Source organism: Escherichia sp. WS338 (genome assembly GCF_046486405.1).
Taxonomy (GTDB): Bacteria; Pseudomonadota; Gammaproteobacteria; order Enterobacterales; family Enterobacteriaceae; genus Escherichia; species Escherichia coli.
In genome coordinates, this window is sequence record NZ_JBJQLL010000028.1 from 1 (window position 1) to 19882 (window position 19882).

A 19882-nucleotide genomic window follows, 5' to 3' on the forward strand; every position below is an offset into this window, starting at 1 on the left:
TCAGCGCTCTATCAGTCAGTTCATGAAAGAAATGGAATAACCTGTTCAATGACGGATGGTTATGACTGCTACCAGAACGCACTGGCTGAGCGAATAAACGGTATCCTGAAAAATGAGTTTTTACTCTCGCGTCCTGCAGACCTGGCGCAGGCCCGGGAAATGGTCAAAGAGTCCGTGGCAATTTATAACCATGAGCGGCCACATCTGGCTCTGAAATACAAAACACCCGATGACGTTCATCAGGCGTTTTACAGACAGAAAAGTGTCAACGTATATCAGGACTAGTCATGTAGCCTATGAGGATGAGAACCTCCGGGGGCGGGGAGGTTCGACTCGACGTAGGCCTGATAAGACGCGCCAGCGTCGCATCAGGCAAATGTACCGGCCCATTGTCGGATTCGGCGCGACCGCCTTATCCGATCTACACACCACACATTTCCCTGCCAAATTTGCGCCCCATATCTCACTATCCATTAACGGATTTGTGACAGAAACCATTGTCTTTTTTTATATTTGCTTAAATCTTTTTTTGCGTTACTTATGGCTGGCGCTGGCATTTTCCGCTGTGCGTTTTAGCGTTCATGGTATTAATCGCTCAGATATCCACCTTTACCTCAGATTTTTTTCATTAAATGCATAAAACTTAATCACCAAATGTTGCTAAATATTAAGCTGATTGTTCTGGTTGTGTTGGCGTAGCACAAATTTCTCTGCTGCAAATAGCTGTTTGAAGTTTTTTTAATCTTTGTTTGTGGATTCTCACCGTTGGTGTAAATCCCGGTTGGCTGTATTGACGTTTTCACATTCTGTTGACAGATTGTAGGTCACGAGGGGCATTTTATGGAGGATCCGCACTGTTACACTGATGTTAATTAGTACGGCATCCCCACCTCATAACGTTGACCCGACCGGGCAAAAAACAAAAAAGGTCAGGCAGCGACAACCCACTGCAAAGGGTTAAAACAACAAACATCACAATTGGAGCAGAATAATGCGTATTTCCTTGAAAAAGTCAGGGATGCTGAAGCTTGGTCTCAGCCTGGTGGCTATGACCGTCGCAGCAAGTGTTCAGGCTAAAACTCTGGTTTATTGCTCAGAAGGATCTCCGGAAGGGTTTAACCCGCAGCTGTTTACCTCCGGCACCACCTATGACGCCTCTTCCGTACCGCTTTATAACCGTCTGGTTGAATTTAAAATCGGCACCACTGAAGTGATCCCGGGCCTCGCTGAAAAGTGGGAAGTCAGCGAAGACGGTAAAACCTATACCTTCCATCTGCGTAAAGGTGTGAAGTGGCACGACAATAAAGAATTCAAACCGACGCGCGAACTGAATGCCGATGACGTAGTGTTCTCGTTCGATCGTCAGAAAAACGCGCAAAACCCGTACCATAAAGTTTCTGGCGGTAGCTACGAATACTTTGAAGGCATGGGCTTGCCGGAGCTGATCAGCGAAGTGAAAAAGGTGGACGACAACACCGTTCAGTTTGTGCTGACTCGACCGGAAGCGCCGTTCCTCGCTGACCTGGCAATGGACTTCGCCTCTATTCTGTCAAAAGAATATGCTGACGCGATGATGAAAGCCGGTACACCGGAAAAACTGGACCTCAACCCAATCGGCACCGGTCCGTTCCAGTTACAGCAGTACCAAAAAGATTCCCGTATCCGCTACAAAGCGTTTGATGGCTACTGGGGCACCAAACCGCAGATCGATACGCTGGTTTTCTCTATTACCCCTGATGCTTCCGTGCGTTACGCGAAATTGCAGAAGAATGAATGCCAGGTGATGCCGTACCCGAACCCGGCAGATATCGCTCGCATGAAGCAGGATAAATCCATCAATCTGATGGAAATGCCGGGGCTTAACGTCGGCTATCTTTCATATAACGTGCAGAAAAAACCACTTGATGACGTGAAAGTTCGCCAGGCTCTGACCTACGCGGTGAACAAAGACGCGATCATCAAAGCGGTTTATCAGGGCGCGGGCGTGGCAGCGAAAAACCTGATCCCGCCAACCATGTGGGGCTATAACGACGACGTTCAGGACTACACCTACGATCCCGAAAAAGCGAAAGCCTTGCTGAAAGAAGCGGGCCTGGAAAAAGGCTTCTCCATCGACCTGTGGGCAATGCCGGTACAACGTCCGTATAACCCGAATGCTCGCCGCATGGCAGAGATGATTCAGGCAGACTGGGCGAAAGTGGGCGTGCAGGCCAAAATTGTCACCTACGAATGGGGTGAGTATCTCAAGCGTGCGAAAGATGGCGAGCATCAGACGGTAATGATGGGCTGGACTGGCGACAACGGGGATCCGGATAACTTCTTCGCCACCCTGTTCAGCTGCGCCGCCTCTGAACAAGGCTCCAACTACTCAAAATGGTGCTACAAACCGTTTGAAGATCTGATTCAACCGGCGCGTGCCACCGACGACCATAACAAACGTGTTGAACTGTACAAACAAGCGCAGGTGGTGATGCACGATCAGGCTCCGGCACTGATCATCGCTCACTCCACCGTATTTGAACCGGTACGCAAAGAAGTTAAAGGCTATGTGGTTGATCCATTAGGCAAACATCACTTCGAAAACGTCTCTATCGAATAATTAAAAGCCATACAAGACTGATGGCAAAGGCAAAACTGCCTGATGCGCTCCGCTTATCAGGCCTACGAAAATTCTGCAATGTATTGAATTTGCACGATTTTGTAGGCCGGATAAGGCGTTAACGCCGCATCCGGCATAAACAAAGCGCACTTTGTCAACAATCTGCATACCCGGTGGCGCTGTGCCTCTGCGTGCAGCGCCATCCGGCAGCAATACTTCATTCCCTGTTCCACAAGGGCGGGAATTGATTTGTGAGCAATACAGACACGCAGTTCCAGGCTGCGGGTCATTATAGAGAATCCGGGTTATGTTGCAGTTTATTCTCCGACGTTTGGGACTCGTCATCCCCACGTTTATCGGTATTACCCTTCTCACATTTGCCTTTGTCCACATGATCCCGGGCGATCCGGTGATGATCATGGCGGGCGAACGTGGGATCTCCCCAGAGCGTCACGCGCAATTGCTGGCTGAACTCGGCTTAGATAAACCGATGTGGCAGCAGTATCTCCATTACATTTGGGGCGTAATGCACGGTGATTTAGGCATTTCGATGAAAAGCCGAATTCCGGTATGGGAAGAGTTCGTGCCGCGCTTTCAGGCCACGCTGGAACTTGGCGTCTGCGCGATGATTTTTGCGACCGCAGTCGGGATTCCGGTTGGTGTGCTGGCTGCGGTTAAACGTGGTTCCATTTTCGATCACACAGCGGTTGGCCTGGCGCTGACCGGCTACTCGATGCCAATTTTCTGGTGGGGCATGATGCTGATCATGCTGGTTTCGGTGCACTGGAACCTGACGCCCGTCTCCGGTCGCGTGAGCGACATGGTGTTCCTCGATGATTCCAATCCGTTAACCGGTTTTATGCTGATCGACACCGCCATCTGGGGTGAAGACGGTAACTTTATCGATGCCGTCGCCCATATGATCTTGCCCGCCATTGTGCTGGGTACTATCCCGCTGGCGGTCATTGTGCGTATGACACGCTCCTCGATGCTGGAAGTGCTGGGTGAAGATTACATCCGCACCGCGCGCGCCAAAGGGTTGACCCGCCTTAGGGTGATTATCGTCCATGCGCTGCGTAACGCGATGCTGCCGGTGGTGACCGTTATCGGCCTGCAGGTGGGAACGTTGCTGGCGGGGGCGATTCTGACCGAAACCATCTTCTCGTGGCCCGGTCTGGGGCGCTGGTTGATTGACGCACTGCAACGCCGCGACTATCCGGTAGTGCAGGGCGGCGTATTGCTGGTGGCGACGATGATTATCCTCGTCAACTTGCTGGTCGATCTGCTGTACGGCGTGGTGAACCCGCGTATTCGTCATAAGAAGTAAGGGGACATCATGTCACAGGTTACTGAAAATAAAGTGATTAGCGCACCGGTGCCGATGACCCCGTTACAGGAGTTCTGGCACTATTTTAAACGCAACAAAGGCGCGGTCGTCGGGCTGGTTTACGTCGTCATCGTGCTGTTTATCGCGATCTTTGCCAACTGGATTGCACCCTATAACCCGGCGGAACAGTTCCGCGATGCACTGCTCGCCCCGCCAGCCTGGCAGGAAGGCGGCAGCATGGCGCACTTGCTGGGCACCGATGACGTAGGCCGTGATGTGCTGTCGCGTCTGATGTACGGTGCGCGATTGTCACTGCTGGTTGGCTGTCTGGTAGTTGTGTTATCGCTGATTATGGGCGTTATTCTCGGCCTGATCGCCGGTTACTTCGGCGGCCTGGTCGATAACATCATCATGCGCGTGGTCGATATCATGCTGGCGCTGCCAAGTCTGCTGTTGGCACTGGTGCTGGTGGCGATTTTCGGCCCGTCGATTGGTAACGCAGCGCTGGCGCTGACCTTCGTTGCCTTGCCGCACTATGTGCGCTTAACACGCGCCGCCGTGCTGGTGGAAGTTAACCGCGATTACGTTACCGCGTCTCGCGTGGCAGGTGCCGGGGCAATGCGCCAGATGTTTATTAACATCTTCCCGAACTGCCTTGCGCCGCTGATTGTTCAGGCGTCGCTCGGTTTCTCTAACGCCATTCTCGATATGGCTGCTCTTGGTTTCCTCGGCATGGGGGCGCAGCCGCCAACGCCGGAGTGGGGCACCATGCTCTCCGACGTGTTGCAGTTCGCGCAAAGCGCCTGGTGGGTCGTGACCTTCCCGGGTCTGGCGATCCTGCTGACGGTGCTGGCATTTAACCTGATGGGTGACGGTCTGCGTGACGCGCTCGATCCCAAACTGAAGCAGTAAGAGGTTCGAGATGGCGTTATTAAATGTAGATAAATTATCGGTGCATTTCGGCGACGAAAGCGCACCGTTCCGCGCCGTAGACCGCATCAGCTACAGCGTAAAACAGGGCGAAGTGGTCGGGATTGTGGGGGAGTCTGGCTCCGGTAAATCGGTCAGTTCGCTGGCGATTATGGGGCTGATTGATTATCCGGGCCGCGTAATGGCGGAAAAGCTGGAGTTTAACGGTCAGGATTTGCAGCGTATCTCGGAAAAAGAGCGCCGCAACCTTGTGGGTGCCGAAGTGGCGATGATCTTCCAGGACCCGATGACCAGCCTTAACCCGTGCTACACCGTGGGTTTCCAGATTATGGAAGCGATTAAGGTGCATCAGGGCGGTAATAAGAGCACTCGTCGTCAGCGGGCGATTGACTTGTTGAATCAGGTCGGTATTCCCGATCCGGCTTCGCGTCTGGATGTTTACCCGCATCAGCTTTCCGGCGGCATGAGCCAGCGCGTGATGATTGCCATGGCGATTGCCTGTCGGCCAAAACTGCTGATTGCCGATGAACCAACCACTGCGCTGGACGTGACCATTCAGGCGCAAATCATTGAACTACTGCTGGAGCTACAGCAGAAAGAGAACATGGCGCTGGTGTTAATTACCCATGACCTGGCGCTGGTGGCGGAAGCGGCACATAAAATCATCGTGATGTATGCCGGTCAGGTGGTGGAAACGGGCGATGCGCACGCCATCTTCCATGCGCCGCGTCACCCGTATACTCAGGCATTGCTGCGTGCGCTGCCGGAATTTGCTCAGGATAAAGAACGTCTGGCGTCGTTGCCAGGTGTTGTTCCCGGCAAGTATGACCGCCCGAACGGCTGCCTGCTTAACCCGCGCTGCCCCTATGCCACTGACAGATGTCGCGCTGAAGAACCGGCGCTGAATATGCTTGCTGACGGGCGTCAGTCCAAATGCCATTACCCACTTGATGATGCCGGGAGGCCGACACTATGAGTACGCAAGAGGCCACCTCGCAACAACCGCTGTTGCAGGCTATCGACCTGAAAAAACATTATCCGGTGAAGAAAGGTATGTTCGCGCCGGAACGTTTGGTTAAAGCGCTGGACGGCGTTTCGTTTAACCTTGAACGCGGCAAAACGCTGGCGGTAGTAGGGGAATCTGGCTGCGGTAAATCGACCCTCGGTCGGTTGCTGACGATGATCGAAACGCCCACCGGTGGTGAACTGTATTACCAAGGGCAGGATCTGCTCAAGCACGATCCGCAGGCGCAGAAGCTGCGTCGGCAGAAAATCCAGATTGTCTTCCAGAACCCTTACGGTTCGCTGAATCCACGTAAAAAAGTCGGGCAAATTCTTGAGGAGCCGCTGCTGATTAATACCAGCTTAAGCAAAGAACAGCGTCGGGAAAAAGCCCTGTCGATGATGGCGAAAGTCGGCCTGAAAACCGAACATTATGACCGCTATCCGCATATGTTCTCCGGCGGTCAGCGTCAGCGTATCGCCATTGCCCGAGGTCTGATGCTCGACCCGGATGTGGTGATTGCCGATGAGCCGGTTTCCGCGCTGGACGTCTCAGTGCGCGCGCAGGTGCTGAATCTGATGATGGATTTGCAGCAGGAGTTGGGGCTGTCTTATGTCTTTATCTCGCACGACCTGTCGGTGGTAGAGCACATTGCTGATGAAGTGATGGTGATGTACCTGGGCCGCTGCGTGGAGAAGGGAACGAAGGACCAAATCTTCAATAACCCGCGTCATCCGTACACTCAGGCGCTACTCTCCGCGACGCCGCGCCTGAACCCGGACGATCGCCGCGAGCGCATCAAGCTCACCGGTGAACTGCCAAGCCCACTGAATCCACCGCCGGGTTGCGCCTTCAACGCCCGCTGTCGTCGGCGCTTCGGCCCCTGCACCCAGTTGCAGCCGCAGCTAAAAGACTACGGCGGTCAACTGGTAGCTTGTTTTGCTGTTGATCAGGATGAAAATCCGCAGCGTTAACTCACAAAACCGGGGCCATGCGCTCCGGTTTACTCAATCAACTTCAACAGTGGCGACAAACATAACAAAATGCCGTACAGCAGAATCAGCCAGGCTTTAAACCCGCGAAGTTTTTCCAGTTGTGCGACTTTATAGATCAGGAAAAATGGAATGAGGCACGACACAATGCCATATAACGGGCTTCCCAACTGAAAGAACACCAGCACCGATACACGAAACGAGACCCAAATCGTCAACGTAATGACGATAAAAGCGCAGATCGCCAGAGTCAGCATGCGTGAGTTAATTTTCTTGGTATCAATAATTCGGCTTAACAGATTGAGAATAATGCCTTTAATTGCCTCGTGGAAACCGAGATAAATGCCAAAGAATGCGGTCAGTACGGCAAAGATATTCAGCACCGTAGAGGTGATATGAATGATATGCCCAGGGATCACCTGCGCGGCCAGTGCCAGTGCCGAGATATTTTGTTCAAAGGCAGAAACGGCTTCTTCGGGCTAATTGAGAAGGTAAACGAAAAGGCAAAAAACAGGATCACCGCGATGAGCGTGACATAACTAATTCGGTGGGTACGCAGCGCGAGCCGGGTTGCCAGTACTTTATCCGCTTCCCGTTTGCGGTAGGCAATATTCATCGGGTTTAGCACCTGAATAAATACCGCAGAAAAGAAGCAAAAAGGAATAGTAAGCAGGACGTCGCGGAAGAAGACGGAGGCTTGCGGGAAGGCGGTTATATTGGCGAAATTCCAGTGCGGGATCATCGCAAAACCGAAGACGACAATAATCCCTACTTTGACCACCACCATTGGCCCGGAAATCTTAAACAGTAATCGTTCACCACCAGACGCAATTGCCACCAGTACGGCGAAAATGGCGACTTTATAAAGTAGAGATTGTGAAAGATCGGCATCGGTTAAACCGAAGGTTTTCAGGTACGAGGCGCTGTCGAAAACCACGGAGAGAGAGTAGATAAAAATCCCGTGGATAATCATCAAAAAGTAGATAACCCCGAGGAAAATTCCCCAGTTCTTCCCCAGGTAATGACTGATAATATCGGTGTAGTCATTACAGGAATCGCTTTCAGAAAGGGTTTTTAAATAAATGTCCTGCACTACCCAGGTGGCAGGATAAGCAATGATCGCTGCGGTAATAAATACCCAAATTCCCTTCAAGCCAATTTGTACTGGCATCAGCACGGTTCCGGCACCAATCGCCATGCCTATGCATAATAAAACCCAGCCGAAGTCGTAGCGTGTAAACGGCATTTTCTGATCGTGTTTCGGTAGTGTGTTGTGCTGCATAAAGTCCTGTCCAGAAAGAAGTCGGCCTCGCAAAAATGAATAAACCCAGTTTCTCTTGCGCAACAGGTGGAGAAGTCGAATACGCAGTATGTAAAAAATGAGGCAACAGATTCACTGGGGAGGTCGCGAGGAGGCGCAATTCTACAAAATTGCGCATTTCACTACCAGTCTGGAGTCAGCCCGGATATGAACTGCAACTAATGCAAATAAAGAAATTAAGCTGGAAGGCATCACGCAATGAGGAAGATTGCCGGGTGCTGACGGTAAAAAGCAATCGTAAAATCAGCGGCAAGCCGGAAAGGTTCCGGTGAGGCGCAATGTTGCGGGGGCTTAATCCCTGGTGGCATTGGTTGCTGGAGAGAGAAAACCCCCGCACGTTGCAGGTATGCACCTGACAACATCACGGGGGCTAATCTTGAACCTAGACCACTCAAGAATAGCCGCGAAACGTTGTCATTACAACACAGGCGGCTATATGACGCTCGCAGAACTGGGCATGGCCTTCTGGCATGATTTAGCGGCTCCGGTCATAGCTGGCATTCTTGCCAGTCTGATCGTGAACTGGCTGAACAAGCGGAAGTAACGTGTCAGACGGGCGTCAGGCTGCCGTAATGGCAATTTGCGCCCGGATCAGGCCGCAGGGATAAAACTCTGCGGCCTTTTTCGTAAGAAAAATGCAACGGTTGCAAGCGGATAATATTCTGCGGAATGCACAGCACAGAGTGAAGAAGTGACGGATTTCGGAGCTGAAAAACAGTCGTAGAATCAGCGGCAAGCCGGAAAGGTTCCGGTGAGGCGCAATGTTGCGGGGGCTTAATCCCTGGTGGCATTGGTTGCTGGAGAGAGAAAACCCCCGCATATTGCAGGTATGCACCTGACAACATCACGGGGGCCATTCTTGAACCTACACAACTCAAGAATAGCCGCGAAACGTTGTCATTACAACTCAGGCGGCTATATGACGCTCGCAGAGCTGGGCATGGCCTTCTGGCATGATTTAGCGGCTCCGGTCATTGCTGGCATTCTTGCCAGCATGATCGTGAACTGGCTGAATAAGCGGAAGTAACGTGTCAGACGGGCGTCAGGCTGCCGTAATGGCAATTTGCGCCCGGACCAGGCCGCAGGGATAAAACTCTGCGGCCTTTTTCGTAAGAAAAATGCAACGGTTGCAAGCGGATAATATTCTGCGGAATGCGCAGCACAGAGTGAAGAAGTGATGGATTCCGGAACAGAAAAACAGTCGTAGAATCAGCGGCAAGCCGGAAAGGTTCCGGTGAGGCGCAATGTTGCGGGGGCTTAATCCCTGGTGGCATTGGTTGCTGGAGAGAGAAAACCCCCGCACGTTGCAGGTATGCACCTGACAACACCACGGGGGCCATTCTTGCATCTAGACCATTCAAGAATAGCCGCGAAACGTTGTCATTACAACTCAGGCGGCTATATGACGCTCGCAGAGCTGGGCATGGCCTTCTGGCATGATTTAGCGGCTCCGGTCATTGCTGGCATTCTTGCCAGCATGATCGTGAACTGGCTGAATAAGCGGAAGTAACGTGTCAGACGGGCGTCAGGCTGCCGTAATGGCAAGTTGCGCCCGGATCAGGCCGCAGGGATAAAACTCTGCGGCCTTTTTCGTAAGAAAAATGCAACGGTTGCAAGCGGATAATATTCTGCGGAATGCGCAGCACAGAGTGAAGACGTGACGGATTCCGGAGCAGAAAAACAGTCGTAGAATCAGCGGCAAGCCGGAAAGGTTCCGGTGAGGCGCAATGTTGCGGGGGCTTAATCCCTGGTGGCATTGTTTGCTGGAGAGAGAAAACCCCCGCACGTTGCAGGTATGCACCTGACAACACCACGGGGGCCATTCTTGAACCCAAACAACTCAAGAATAGCCGCGAAACGTTGTCATTACAACTCAGGCGGCTATATGACGCTCGCAGAGCTGGGCATGGCCTTCTGGCATGATTTAGCGGCTCCGGTCATTGCTGGCATTCTTGCCAGCATGATCGTGAACTGGCTGAACAAGCGGAAGTAACGTGTCATGCGGGCGTCAGGCTGCCGTAATGGCAATTTGCGCCCGGATCAGGCCGCAGGGGTGAAACTCTGCGGCCTTTTTCGTTCTTATTGCGGGTAAGGCACCCAGTCGCCGCCGTTCAGGCGAACGTACGGTTTATCCTGGTATTGAATAACTACTGCATTTGAGTTCTCGGAGACCGGTGCTGTTTGTGGCAACCCACTGGTGAGTTTTTTCCAGTCAACATTGTCTTCGGAGAAAATCTTGCCATCAAGAACGCGAACCACCAGATCGGAGATAGCCAGGAAGCTGCTCGGTTGGTCGATGACAATCGGTGCCCCCTGATGTGGTGCCTTCATGCCGAAGAATTTCACCCCAACGGGGACGTCTGTGATAGACGGGCTAGGGATATCACGTAGGCCAGATACCTGCATTCTGTCGCCCTTCAGCGCGCCGCCGTGTTCCGGCACCACGACCACCATCACTTTACGACCCGATTTCTCCAGTTCAGTAAAGAAGGCGTCCAGTTCATCAAAGAATTTCTGCGCCCGCGCTTTGTAATCCGCTGTTTTGCTGACGCCCGGATAATGGTTGCCGTCATGCAGTGGAAGCGTGTTGTAGAACGTGGCACTACGGCTGTTTTTATCTTTTTCGGTAATGTCCAGCCAGCGGTTAAGCACGGCGGTATCGTCATAAACCGGCGAACCATCAAAGCCCAGCAAAATAACCGGCAGATTTGTTTGATCCATCAATTCGGTCTGCATGCCGCCATTTTCGCGAACTTCTTTCAAAAAACCGCCGAACTGGCCGTTATGTCCCATCATCAGGTGCTGGGTAAAGCCCAGTTTCGACAGGTTATCAAACAGATAGCAGTCGTTATTTGCCGGTTGATACAGATTAGTGTGCGAAGTCTGCCCGCAGCTGGCGCGCAGTAAACGGATCGCCGCCGGGCCACTGTAGGAGGTGGCGGAGTTAAAGTTCTTGAACTCAATATCGAAATGCGACCACAGCGGATGCGACATCAACCCGGCGGCTTCAATATCCGACCAGGAAAGCGAACAGATATTAATCACCAGTAGTTCAAATGGCTGAGCATCAGCGGGCAGCGAAGACGGGAAGGTCGATTTACGTTTCGCCTCCGCGTTATAGAAATTATTCAGCCAGGCGTTAAGGTTCGCCGTTGTTGGCGGTGCAGTTTGTGCGGGCATATCACCCACTACCGGTGCGCCACCCGTCGCCGCAACGGTTGCCGCTGCGTTACCACCCGTCGTTGTTACAGTGGTCGTCGGTTGACCGGCTGGCCACAAGGAGAAACTTGGTCCCGCCAGGGTAAGTACGTTCAGCCATAGCAGAATGGCAACCACAAAAACGGTAATGCGAATCCATTGTGACAGGAATAACCAGGCCACGAATAAAACAAAAATGGCCCCAATCATCTGCCAGTTAATAAAGCGTGTGACAAGGTCGATTAAATAATCGGTACTGAACCCCGCCACCTGCGAACCCTGGCTCATTATGCTTTCCGGGCCAGGCAACCAGGTGTCATGCCAGAACAAAGCAAAGCCGATCGGCAGGGCAATCCAGTGGCGCAAGCGATGCAGGCTGTAGCGCGGAATGGGCATCAGCAGAAACGCGGCAAAGACCAAATTGAGGAGCGGATGGAAGTTAAGATATCCCGCCCACAACAGGCCGAACTTAACCAGAAAATAGAAGTTCCAGCCGGAAAGGCCGCGCCAGTATTGCCAGAGGGAAGAAGGCATGGCGGTATTTTGCGTAAATTGAGTCATTTTTTGGTTGCCCTGGCTTTTTCCGTGCGGCGTAACGTCCCGGCCGGTTTAACATAACGAGGTTTAGCAAAGAACAAACGTAAGGTGTCGCGAATGCGTCGCAAAGAGTGCCGCGCCAGATAGCCCAGCGGGAAAAATATCAGTGCGCAAACGACAATAATTTCAATGATATCGCTGATGGTCATCATGATGAGCGCTCCACAGCATCATCTAACAGTCGCATTGGTTCTGGTATTCGTCGCCAGTGGCGACCATCGTGCTCGGCATTGATGACCGGTTTAGAACTTTGCGTTAAAGGCAGCGGCATGCCCCATTGTTCTGGGGCAAGCAGGCGCATCTGCACCAGCTCGGCACTGATTTGATCATCTTCAAACCAGACCATACGGTTTGAGAAAATGTCGCCAGTAGGCAATGGGAAAATATGATTCAACGCGGTATCCAGATCGTTAATCCGACAGAATGAGAGAAACAGCACCAGCCGATTACCGCCAATGGTCATGATATCGCCGGTGCGATTAGGGCGACATAGCGTCAGGGCTTGCTCAACGCGGATACCCGGTACCGGACGTAGGGCAACCAGAACGCCTTTACCGTGGGCAGGTAATAGAGGGTTATTCATCATGTTGTTGACGGCATTACAGAACACATCCCACTTCTGGAAACCACGCAGTTTGAGCGGCTGGGTCATTGACAGCAAGGTAGTGATATCTTCCGGCACATAGCGACTAAACTTCTGCCCTTGCACGCTTTCGATCATCGTCAGACAGCGGGAGAGTGGGGCATTCCATGGGATAACCATATTTGCACCGCAGGCCAATAACAAACGTTCATCGGTGGCGCGCAGGCTAGCGGTATTTTCCCGTACGAGGATTTTCATCGCACTACCGCGCTGGCGACGCAGAGTATGAATGCTGCGGGCCAGTGGCTCGATTTGCGCATTTTGCTGTAAAGAAAAGACCACCGTCGCCGCCTGAGCGGTACGGGCTTCATTGAACAGAACTTCGTTATTGTTGAACAGTTGCCAGTGTTCCGATAGCGGCGGCGCACCTTCCAGTACAGCAACATTACTCAGAATGCGTTTTTCGTCGCTGCGTGGTTGGATCTCCGCCTCTTCGCTTTGAACTAATGTCCAGATACCCTTTTGTTGCTGAACGCTAAGCTGCTGACGGGCGCTGACCCCTTTTTCGTTGCACCAGAAAGCAATATCCAGCAAATGTTGGTCGCCCTGAAAACGCAAACTGGCAAGACCAAAAAGTGAACGGTATTCCTCAAGTAACAATGAAAATTGTTTATCGTTATTATTTCCGGAATTAATTACCAAAAGCGAACAATGGTTTAGCCGGCTCCATTTATTCATTTTATCCAACCATGAGCGAAGCCGCTCGGCAGGAATGTTTTGCCATGCGTTATTTGCGCAAACAAGAATAAAAAGGTAATTATGGGGATCAATAGAACACTGCAAATCACGGGCCAAATAGTATAGACCTTTTTCATGATTTAGCATTGAAAATAATGTTATTTTTCCCGGCCCTTGAGAATCATCTAATTGAAAGATTTTCGCTGGATCGCTGTCCATGCTAATGACCGCGACGTGTGCGGTTTCAGCCTGGGATGCAATTGTTTGATTCGCCAGACTGATAGCATCTTCATGGCGATCGACGTTAAACCACCAGACGCCGCCTGCTGGCATATGTCGCAGCTCATCCCATAATGATGAGATACCGATAGAGAATACAGGGTCCACAATGTCCCTCATGTCAACATTTTGTCTGATTATCAGTTTACTAGCGAAAGCTAAGAAATAAACCTACCATTGAAATTAAAACTTATCAGATTTAGCATGTGAATCAATTTAGCAGGTCACAAGACATGTGATTTTAGTCTTTTCGTTTTTAACTTTTTCTGTTGCGTAACGGAAAGTCAAAAAGTGAGCACATTCCCGTCTCGCCGTAAACAATAAACCGACGAAATGCTCACAGTTAGAATTGTCTCATGAACGGTACGGTTATTTCATAGGGATCAAGAAAAATGAATAACAATGAACCAGATACTCTGCCTGATCCCGCGATAGGCTATATCTTCCAGAATGATATTTTGGCGTTAAAGCAGGCATTTTCACTGCCTGATATTGATTATGCCGATATTTCCCAACGCGAACGGTTGGCCGCGGCATTAAAACGCTGGCCGTTGCTGGCAGAGTTTGCGCAACAAAAGTAGGGGATTGGTGAATGGCCGTACTGGGATTGCAGGGGGTTCGGGGAGGCGTGGGGACAACAACCATCACCGCCGCATTAGCCTGGTCATTACAAATGTTGGGAGAAAATGTCCTGGTGGTCGATGCCTGCCCGGACAACTTGTTGCGCCTGTCATTTAACGTTGATTTTACCCACCGTCAGGGTTGGGCCAGAGCTATGCTGGATGGCCAGGACTGGCGTGACGCCGGGTTGCGCTATACCTCGCAGCTCGATTTGCTGCCTTTTGGTCAGTTATCCATTGAAGAACAAGAAAATCCACAGCACTGGCAAACCCGGCTGAGCGATATTTGCACCGGCTTACAGCAACTAAAAGCCAGCGGGCGTTACCAGTGGATTTTAATTGACTTACCGCGTGATGCCTCGCAGATAACCCACCAGCTGCTGAGTTTGTGCGATCACTCGCTGGCAATCGTCAATGTGGATGCCAACTGCCATATCCGACTGCATCAGCAAGCGCTGCCGGATGGTGCACATATTTTGATTAATGACTTCCGTATTGGCAGCCAGGTTCAGGACGATATTTACCAGCTTTGGTTGCAAAGCCAGCGCCGATTGCTGCCGATGCTCATTCATCGTGATGAAGCGATGGCTGAATGTCTGGCAGCTAAGCAACCAGTCGGTGAATTTCGCAGTGATGCGCTGGCGGCTGAAGAAATACTGACGCTGGCGAACTGGTGCCTGTTGAACTATTCCGGGCTGAAAACGCCAGTCGGGAGTGCATCATGAGTATCCTGACCCGGTGGTTGCTTATCCCGCCGGTCAACGCACGGCTTATTGGGCGTTATCGCGATTATCGTCGTCACGGCGCGTCGGCTTTCAGCGCGACGCTCGGCTGTTTCTGGATGATCCTGGCCTGGATTTTTATTCCGCTGGAGCACCCGCGCTGGCAGCGTATTCGCGCAGAACATAAAAACCTGTATCCGCATATCAACGCCTCGCGTCCGCGTCCGCTGGACCCGGTCCGTTATCTTATTCAAACATGCTGGTTACTGATCGGTGCATCGCGCAAAGAAACGCCGAAACCGCGCAGGCGGGCATTTTCAGGTCTACAAAATATTCGTGGACGTTACCATCAATGGATGAACGAGCTGCCTGAGCGCGTTAGCCATAAAACACAGCATCTTGATGAGAAAAAAGAGCTCGGTCATTTGAGTGCCGGGGCGCGGCGGTTGATCCTTGGTATCATCGTCACCTTCTCGCTGATTCTGGCGTTAATCTGCGTTACTCAGCCGTTTAACCCGCTAGCGCAGTTTATCTTCCTGATGCTGCTGTGGGGGGTAGCGCTGATCGTACGGCGGATGCCGGGGCGCTTCTCGGCGCTGATGCTGATTGTGCTGTCGCTGACCGTTTCTTGCCGTTATATCTGGTGGCGTTACACCTCGACGTTAAACTGGGACGATCCGGTCAGCCTGGTGTGCGGGCTTATTCTGCTCTTCGCTGAAACGTACGCGTGGATTGTGCTGGTGCTCGGCTATTTCCAGGTCGTATGGCCTCTGAATCGTCAGCCGGTGCCATTGCCGAAAGATATGTCGCTGTGGCCGTCGGTGGATATCTTTGTCCCGACTTACAACGAAGATCTCAACGTGGTGAAAAATACCATTTACGCTTCGCTGGGTATCGACTGGCCGAAAGACAAGCTGAACATCTGGATCCTCGATGACGGCGGCAGGGAAGAGTTTCGCCAGTTTGCGCAAAACGTGGGGGTGAAATATATCGCCCGTACCACTCATGAACATGCGAAAGCGGGCAACATCAACAATGCGCTGAAATATGCCAAAGGCGAGTTCGTGTCGATATTCGACTGCGACCACGTACCAACGCGATCGTTCCTGCAAATGACCATGGGCTGGTTCCTGAAAGAGAAACAGCTGGCGATGATGCAGACGCCGCACCACTTCTTCTCGCCGGATCCGTTTGAACGCAACCTGGGGCGTTTTCGTAAAACGCCGAACGAAGGCACGCTGTTTTATGGTCTGGTGCAGGACGGCAATGATATGTGGGATGCCACTTTCTTCTGCGGTTCATGTGCGGTGATTCGCCGTAAGCCGCTGGATGAGATTGGCGGAATTGCTGTCGAAACGGTAACCGAAGATGCGCACACTTCTCTGCGTCTGCACCGTCGAGGCTACACCTCAGCGTATATGCGTATTCCGCAGGCAGCGGGGCTGGCGACCGAAAGTCTCTCGGCGCATATCGGTCAGCGTATTCGCTGGGCGCGCGGGATGGTGCAAATCTTCCGTCTCGATAACCCACTCACCGGTAAAGGGCTGAAGTTTGCTCAGCGGCTGTGCTATGTCAACGCCATGTTCCATTTCTTGTCGGGCATTCCACGGCTGATCTTCCTGACTGCGCCGCTGGCGTTCCTGCTGTTTCATGCCTACATCATCTACGCGCCAGCGTTGATGATCGCCCTGTTCGTGCTACCGCATATGATCCATGCCAGCCTGACTAACTCGAAGATCCAGGGCAAATATCGCCACTCTTTCTGGAGTGAAATCTACGAAACAGTGCTGGCGTGGTATATCGCACCACCGACGCTGGTGGCGCTGATTAACCCGCACAAAGGCAAATTTAACGTCACCGCCAAAGGTGGACTGGTGGAAGAAGAGTACGTCGACTGGGTGATCTCGCGGCCCTACATCTTCCTTGTTCTGCTCAACCTGGTGGGCGTAGCGGTTGGGATCTGGCGCTACTTCTATGGTCCGCCAACTGAGATGCTCACCGTGGTCGTCAGTATGGTGTGGGTATTCTACAACCTGATTATTCTCGGCGGCGCAGTCGCAGTATCGGTAGAAAGCAAACAGGTACGCCGATCGCACCGCGTGGAGATGACGATGCCCGCAGCAATTGCCCGCGAAGATGGTCACCTCTTCTCGTGTACCGTTCAGGATTTCTCCGACGGTGGTTTGGGGATCAAGATCAACGGTCAGGCGCAGATTCTGGAAGGGCAGAAAGTGAATCTGTTGCTTAAACGCGGTCAGCAGGAATACGTCTTCCCGACCCAGGTGGCGCGCGTGATGGGTAATGAAGTTGGGTTGAAATTAATGCCGCTCACCACCCAGCAACATATCGATTTTGTGCAGTGTACGTTTGCCCGTGCGGATACATGGGCGCTCTGGCAGGACAGCTATCCGGAAGATAAGCCGCTGGAAAGTCTGCTGGATATTCTGAAGCTCGGCTTCCGTGGCTACCGCCATCTGGCGGAGTTTGCGCCTTCTTCGGTGAAGGGCATATTCCGTGTGCTGACTTCTCTGGTTTCCTGGGTTGTATCGTTTATTCCGCGCCGCCCGGAGCGGAGCGAAACGGCACAACCATCGGATCAGGCTTTGGCTCAACAATGATGATAACGCGATGAAAAGAAAACTATTCTGGATTTGTGCAGTGGCTATGGGGATGAGTGCGTTCCCCTCTTTCATGACGCAGGCGACGCCAGCAACGCAACCACTGATCAATGCTGAGCCAGCTGTAGCCGCCCAGACGGAACAAAATCCGCAGGTGGGGCAAGTGATGCCGGGAGTGCAGGGCGCTGATGCGCCAGTCGTGGCGCAGAACGGTCCTTCGCGTGATGTGAAGCTGACCTTTGCGCAAATTGCGCCGCCGCCGGGCAGCATGGTGCTACGTGGCATTAACCCGAACGGCAGCATTGAGTTTGGTATGCGCAGCGATGAAGTGGTGACGAAGGCGATGCTCAATCTCGAATACACGCCATCGCCATCGTTACTGCCTGTCCAGTCGCAGTTAAAGGTTTATCTCAATGATGAACTGATGGGCGTGCTGCCAGTGACCAAAGAACAGTTGGGTAAAAAAACGCTGGCACAAATGCCAATTAACCCACTGTTTATTACCGACTTCAACCGTGTGCGGCTGGAGTTTGTCGGTCATTATCAGGACGTGTGCGAAAACCCGGCCAGCACCACGCTTTGGCTGGATGTTGGGCGGAGCAGTGGACTGGATCTGACCTATCAGACCCTGAATGTGAAGAATGACCTGTCACACTTCCCGGTGCCATTCTTTGACCCGCGTGATAACCGTACTAACACCTTGCCGATGGTCTTTGCGGGTGCGCCGGATGTCGGGCTGCAACAAGCATCTGCCATTGTCGCCTCGTGGTTTGGTTCGCGTTCTGGCTGGCGTGGGCAGAACTTCCCGGTGCTCTATAACCAATTGCCGGATCGCAATGCCATCGTTTTTGCCACCAATGACAAACGCCCGGACTTCCTGCGCGATCATCCGGCGGTAAAAGCCCCGGTGATTGAAATGATCAACCATCCGCAGAATCCTTATGTCAAACTGCTGGTGGTGTTTGGTCGTGACGACAAAGACCTGTTGCAGGCAGCGAAAGGTATCGCTCAGGGTAACATTCTGTTCCGTGGTGAAAGCGTGGTAGTGAATGAAGTGAAACCGCTGCTACCGCGTAAGCCGTACGATGCGCCGAACTGGGTGCGTACCGATCGTCCGGTTACCTTTGGTGAACTGAAAACCTATGAAGAACAGTTATAATCCAGCGGTCTTGAGCCAGCAGCGATTAACGTTTCGCTAAACCTGCCGCCGGATCTCTACCTGATGCGCAGTACCGGCATTGATATGGATATTAATTATCGCTACACCATGCCGCCAGTGAAAGACAGCTCACGGATGGATATCAGCCTGAATAACCAGTTCCTGCAATCCTTCAACCTGAGCAGTAAACAGGAGGCGAACCGCCTGCTGCTGCGTATTCCGGTATTACAAGGTTTGCTGGATGGCAAAACGGATGTCTCTATTCCGGCGCTGAAACTGGGCGCGACCAACCAGCTGCGCTTTGACTTTGAGTATATGAACCCGATGCCGGGCGGTTCGGTGGATAACTGCATTACCTTCCAGCCGGTGCAGAATCATGTGGTGATTGGTGATGATTCCACCATCGACTTCTCGAAGTATTACCACTTCATCCCGATGCCGGATCTACGCGCCTTTGCTAACGCGGGCTTCCCGTTCAGCCGGATGGCGGATCTGTCACAAACCATCACCGTGATGCCGAAAGCGCCTAACGAAGCACAGATGGAAACCTTGCTGAATACCGTTGGCTTTATCGGTGCGCAGACGGGCTTCCCGGCGATTAACCTGACGGTGACCGATGATGGCAGCACTATTCAGGGGAAAGATGCCGACATCATGATCGTCGGTGGTATCCCGGACAAACTGAAAGACGACAAGCAGATCGACCTGTTGGTGCAGGCGACCGAAAGCTGGGTGAAAACGCCGATGCGCCAGACCCCGTTCCCCGGCATTGTACCGGACGAGAGCGATCGCGCGGCAGAAACTCAGTCAACGCTGACCTCTTCAGGTGCGATGGCAGCGGTGATTGGCTTCCAGTCGCCGTATAACGACCAGCGTAGCGTGATTGCGCTGCTGGCAGATAGCCCACGCGGTTATGAAATGCTTAACGATGCGGTGAACGATAGCGGCAAACGCGCCACCATGTTCGGTTCGGTCGCGGTGATCCGCGAGTCCGGTATCAATAGCCTGCGTGTTGGCGACGTCTATTACGTTGGCCATCTGCCGTGGTTCGAACGCTTATGGTATGCGCTGGCAAACCATCCGATTCTGCTGGCGGTGCTGGCGGCAATCAGCGTCGTGCTGCTGGCATGGGTACTGTGGCGTCTGCTGCGTATTATCAGCCGTCGTCGTCTTAACCCGGATAACGAGTAATTGAA

General features: G+C 52.5%; 16 protein-coding genes and 2 pseudogenes. 14 read left to right on the forward strand and 4 right to left on the reverse strand.

Annotated features, from left to right (window positions below):
- The 6 genes from ACJHWT_RS19490 to dppF all read left to right on the forward strand — a co-directional run.
- Positions 1 to 285 (forward strand): transposase (locus ACJHWT_RS19490; protein ID WP_368455464.1); only part of this gene is annotated, 285 nt, incomplete at its 5' end.
- A gap of 706 nt (positions 286 to 991) precedes the next feature.
- Complete coding sequence (dppA, locus tag ACJHWT_RS19495) at positions 992 to 2599, forward strand: dipeptide ABC transporter substrate-binding protein DppA (protein WP_001222876.1); 1608 nt, start codon at positions 992 to 994, stop codon at positions 2597 to 2599.
- 307 nt (positions 2600 to 2906) lie between these two features.
- A complete protein-coding gene (gene dppB / locus ACJHWT_RS19500; RefSeq protein ID WP_000938853.1) occupies positions 2907 to 3926 on the forward strand; it encodes a dipeptide ABC transporter permease DppB in 1020 nt (339 codons plus the stop codon).
- A gap of 9 nt (positions 3927 to 3935) precedes the next feature.
- Positions 3936 to 4838, forward strand: a complete 903-nt coding sequence (gene dppC / locus ACJHWT_RS19505; protein ID WP_000084677.1) for a dipeptide ABC transporter permease DppC — start codon at positions 3936 to 3938, stop codon at positions 4836 to 4838.
- A gap of 10 nt (positions 4839 to 4848) precedes the next feature.
- Complete coding sequence (dppD, locus tag ACJHWT_RS19510; RefSeq protein ID WP_001196486.1) at positions 4849 to 5832, forward strand: dipeptide ABC transporter ATP-binding protein; 984 nt, start codon at positions 4849 to 4851, stop codon at positions 5830 to 5832.
- Positions 5829 to 6833, forward strand: coding sequence for a dipeptide ABC transporter ATP-binding subunit DppF (gene dppF / locus ACJHWT_RS19515; protein WP_000107036.1), 1005 nt, complete (start codon positions 5829 to 5831; stop codon positions 6831 to 6833). Before dppD ends, dppF begins: the two co-directional genes overlap by 4 nt.
- 29 nt (positions 6834 to 6862) lie before the next feature.
- Here dppF and ACJHWT_RS19520 read toward each other — a convergent pair.
- A pseudogene (locus ACJHWT_RS19520) lies at positions 6863 to 8133 on the reverse strand (transporter).
- Positions 8134 to 8608: 475 nt separating this feature from the next.
- On the opposite strand from ACJHWT_RS19520, the gene ACJHWT_RS19525 reads away from it, so the two are divergent.
- The 4 genes from ACJHWT_RS19525 to ACJHWT_RS19540 all read left to right on the forward strand — a co-directional run bounded on the left by ACJHWT_RS19525 (position 8609) and on the right by ACJHWT_RS19540 (position 10165).
- Positions 8609 to 8716 (forward strand): type I toxin-antitoxin system toxin Ldr family protein, encoded by a 108-nt coding sequence (locus ACJHWT_RS19525; RefSeq protein WP_000170738.1) that lies wholly within the window; start codon positions 8609 to 8611, stop codon positions 8714 to 8716.
- A 375-nt stretch (positions 8717 to 9091) separates the two neighbouring features.
- A complete protein-coding gene (locus ACJHWT_RS19530; protein WP_001295224.1) occupies positions 9092 to 9199 on the forward strand; it encodes a type I toxin-antitoxin system toxin Ldr family protein in 108 nt (35 codons plus the stop codon).
- A 375-nt stretch (positions 9200 to 9574) separates the two neighbouring features.
- Positions 9575 to 9682, forward strand: a complete 108-nt coding sequence (locus tag ACJHWT_RS19535) for a type I toxin-antitoxin system toxin Ldr family protein (protein ID WP_001295224.1) — start codon at positions 9575 to 9577, stop codon at positions 9680 to 9682.
- A gap of 375 nt (positions 9683 to 10057) precedes the next feature.
- Positions 10058 to 10165, forward strand: coding sequence for a type I toxin-antitoxin system toxin Ldr family protein (locus ACJHWT_RS19540; protein ID WP_001295224.1), 108 nt, complete (start codon positions 10058 to 10060; stop codon positions 10163 to 10165).
- Positions 10166 to 10251: 86 nt separating this feature from the next.
- Here ACJHWT_RS19540 and bcsG read toward each other — a convergent pair whose 3' ends face one another.
- The 3 genes from bcsG to bcsE are packed head-to-tail and all read right to left on the reverse strand — an operon-like array spanning position 10252 to position 13687.
- Positions 10252 to 11931 (reverse strand): cellulose biosynthesis protein BcsG, encoded by a 1680-nt coding sequence (bcsG, locus tag ACJHWT_RS19545; protein WP_001562264.1) that lies wholly within the window; start codon positions 11929 to 11931, stop codon positions 10252 to 10254.
- Positions 11928 to 12119, reverse strand: a complete 192-nt coding sequence (gene bcsF, locus ACJHWT_RS19550; RefSeq protein WP_000988308.1) for a cellulose biosynthesis protein BcsF — start codon at positions 12117 to 12119, stop codon at positions 11928 to 11930. The genes bcsG and bcsF overlap by 4 nt, the downstream gene beginning before the upstream one ends.
- A complete protein-coding gene (bcsE, locus tag ACJHWT_RS19555; RefSeq protein ID WP_001204944.1) occupies positions 12116 to 13687 on the reverse strand; it encodes a cellulose biosynthesis c-di-GMP-binding protein BcsE in 1572 nt (523 codons plus the stop codon). The genes bcsF and bcsE overlap by 4 nt, the downstream gene beginning before the upstream one ends.
- 272 nt (positions 13688 to 13959) lie before the next feature.
- Between bcsE and bcsR the strand changes: the two genes are divergently transcribed.
- From bcsR to bcsB, 4 genes and pseudogenes are all read left to right on the forward strand, one after another.
- Complete coding sequence (bcsR, locus tag ACJHWT_RS19560; RefSeq protein WP_001063315.1) at positions 13960 to 14148, forward strand: cellulose biosynthesis protein BcsR; 189 nt, start codon at positions 13960 to 13962, stop codon at positions 14146 to 14148.
- Between the two features lie 11 nt (positions 14149 to 14159).
- Positions 14160 to 14912, forward strand: a complete 753-nt coding sequence (gene bcsQ / locus ACJHWT_RS19565; protein ID WP_000279544.1) for a cellulose biosynthesis protein BcsQ — start codon at positions 14160 to 14162, stop codon at positions 14910 to 14912.
- On the forward strand, positions 14909 to 17527 hold the full coding sequence (gene bcsA / locus ACJHWT_RS19570; protein ID WP_000025885.1) for a UDP-forming cellulose synthase catalytic subunit: 2619 nt from the start codon (positions 14909 to 14911) through the stop codon (positions 17525 to 17527). Before bcsQ ends, bcsA begins: the two co-directional genes overlap by 4 nt.
- Before the next feature lie 10 nt (positions 17528 to 17537).
- Positions 17538 to 19877 (forward strand): annotated as a pseudogene (bcsB, locus tag ACJHWT_RS19575) (cellulose biosynthesis cyclic di-GMP-binding regulatory protein BcsB).
- Positions 19878 to 19882 lie beyond the last annotated feature (5 nt).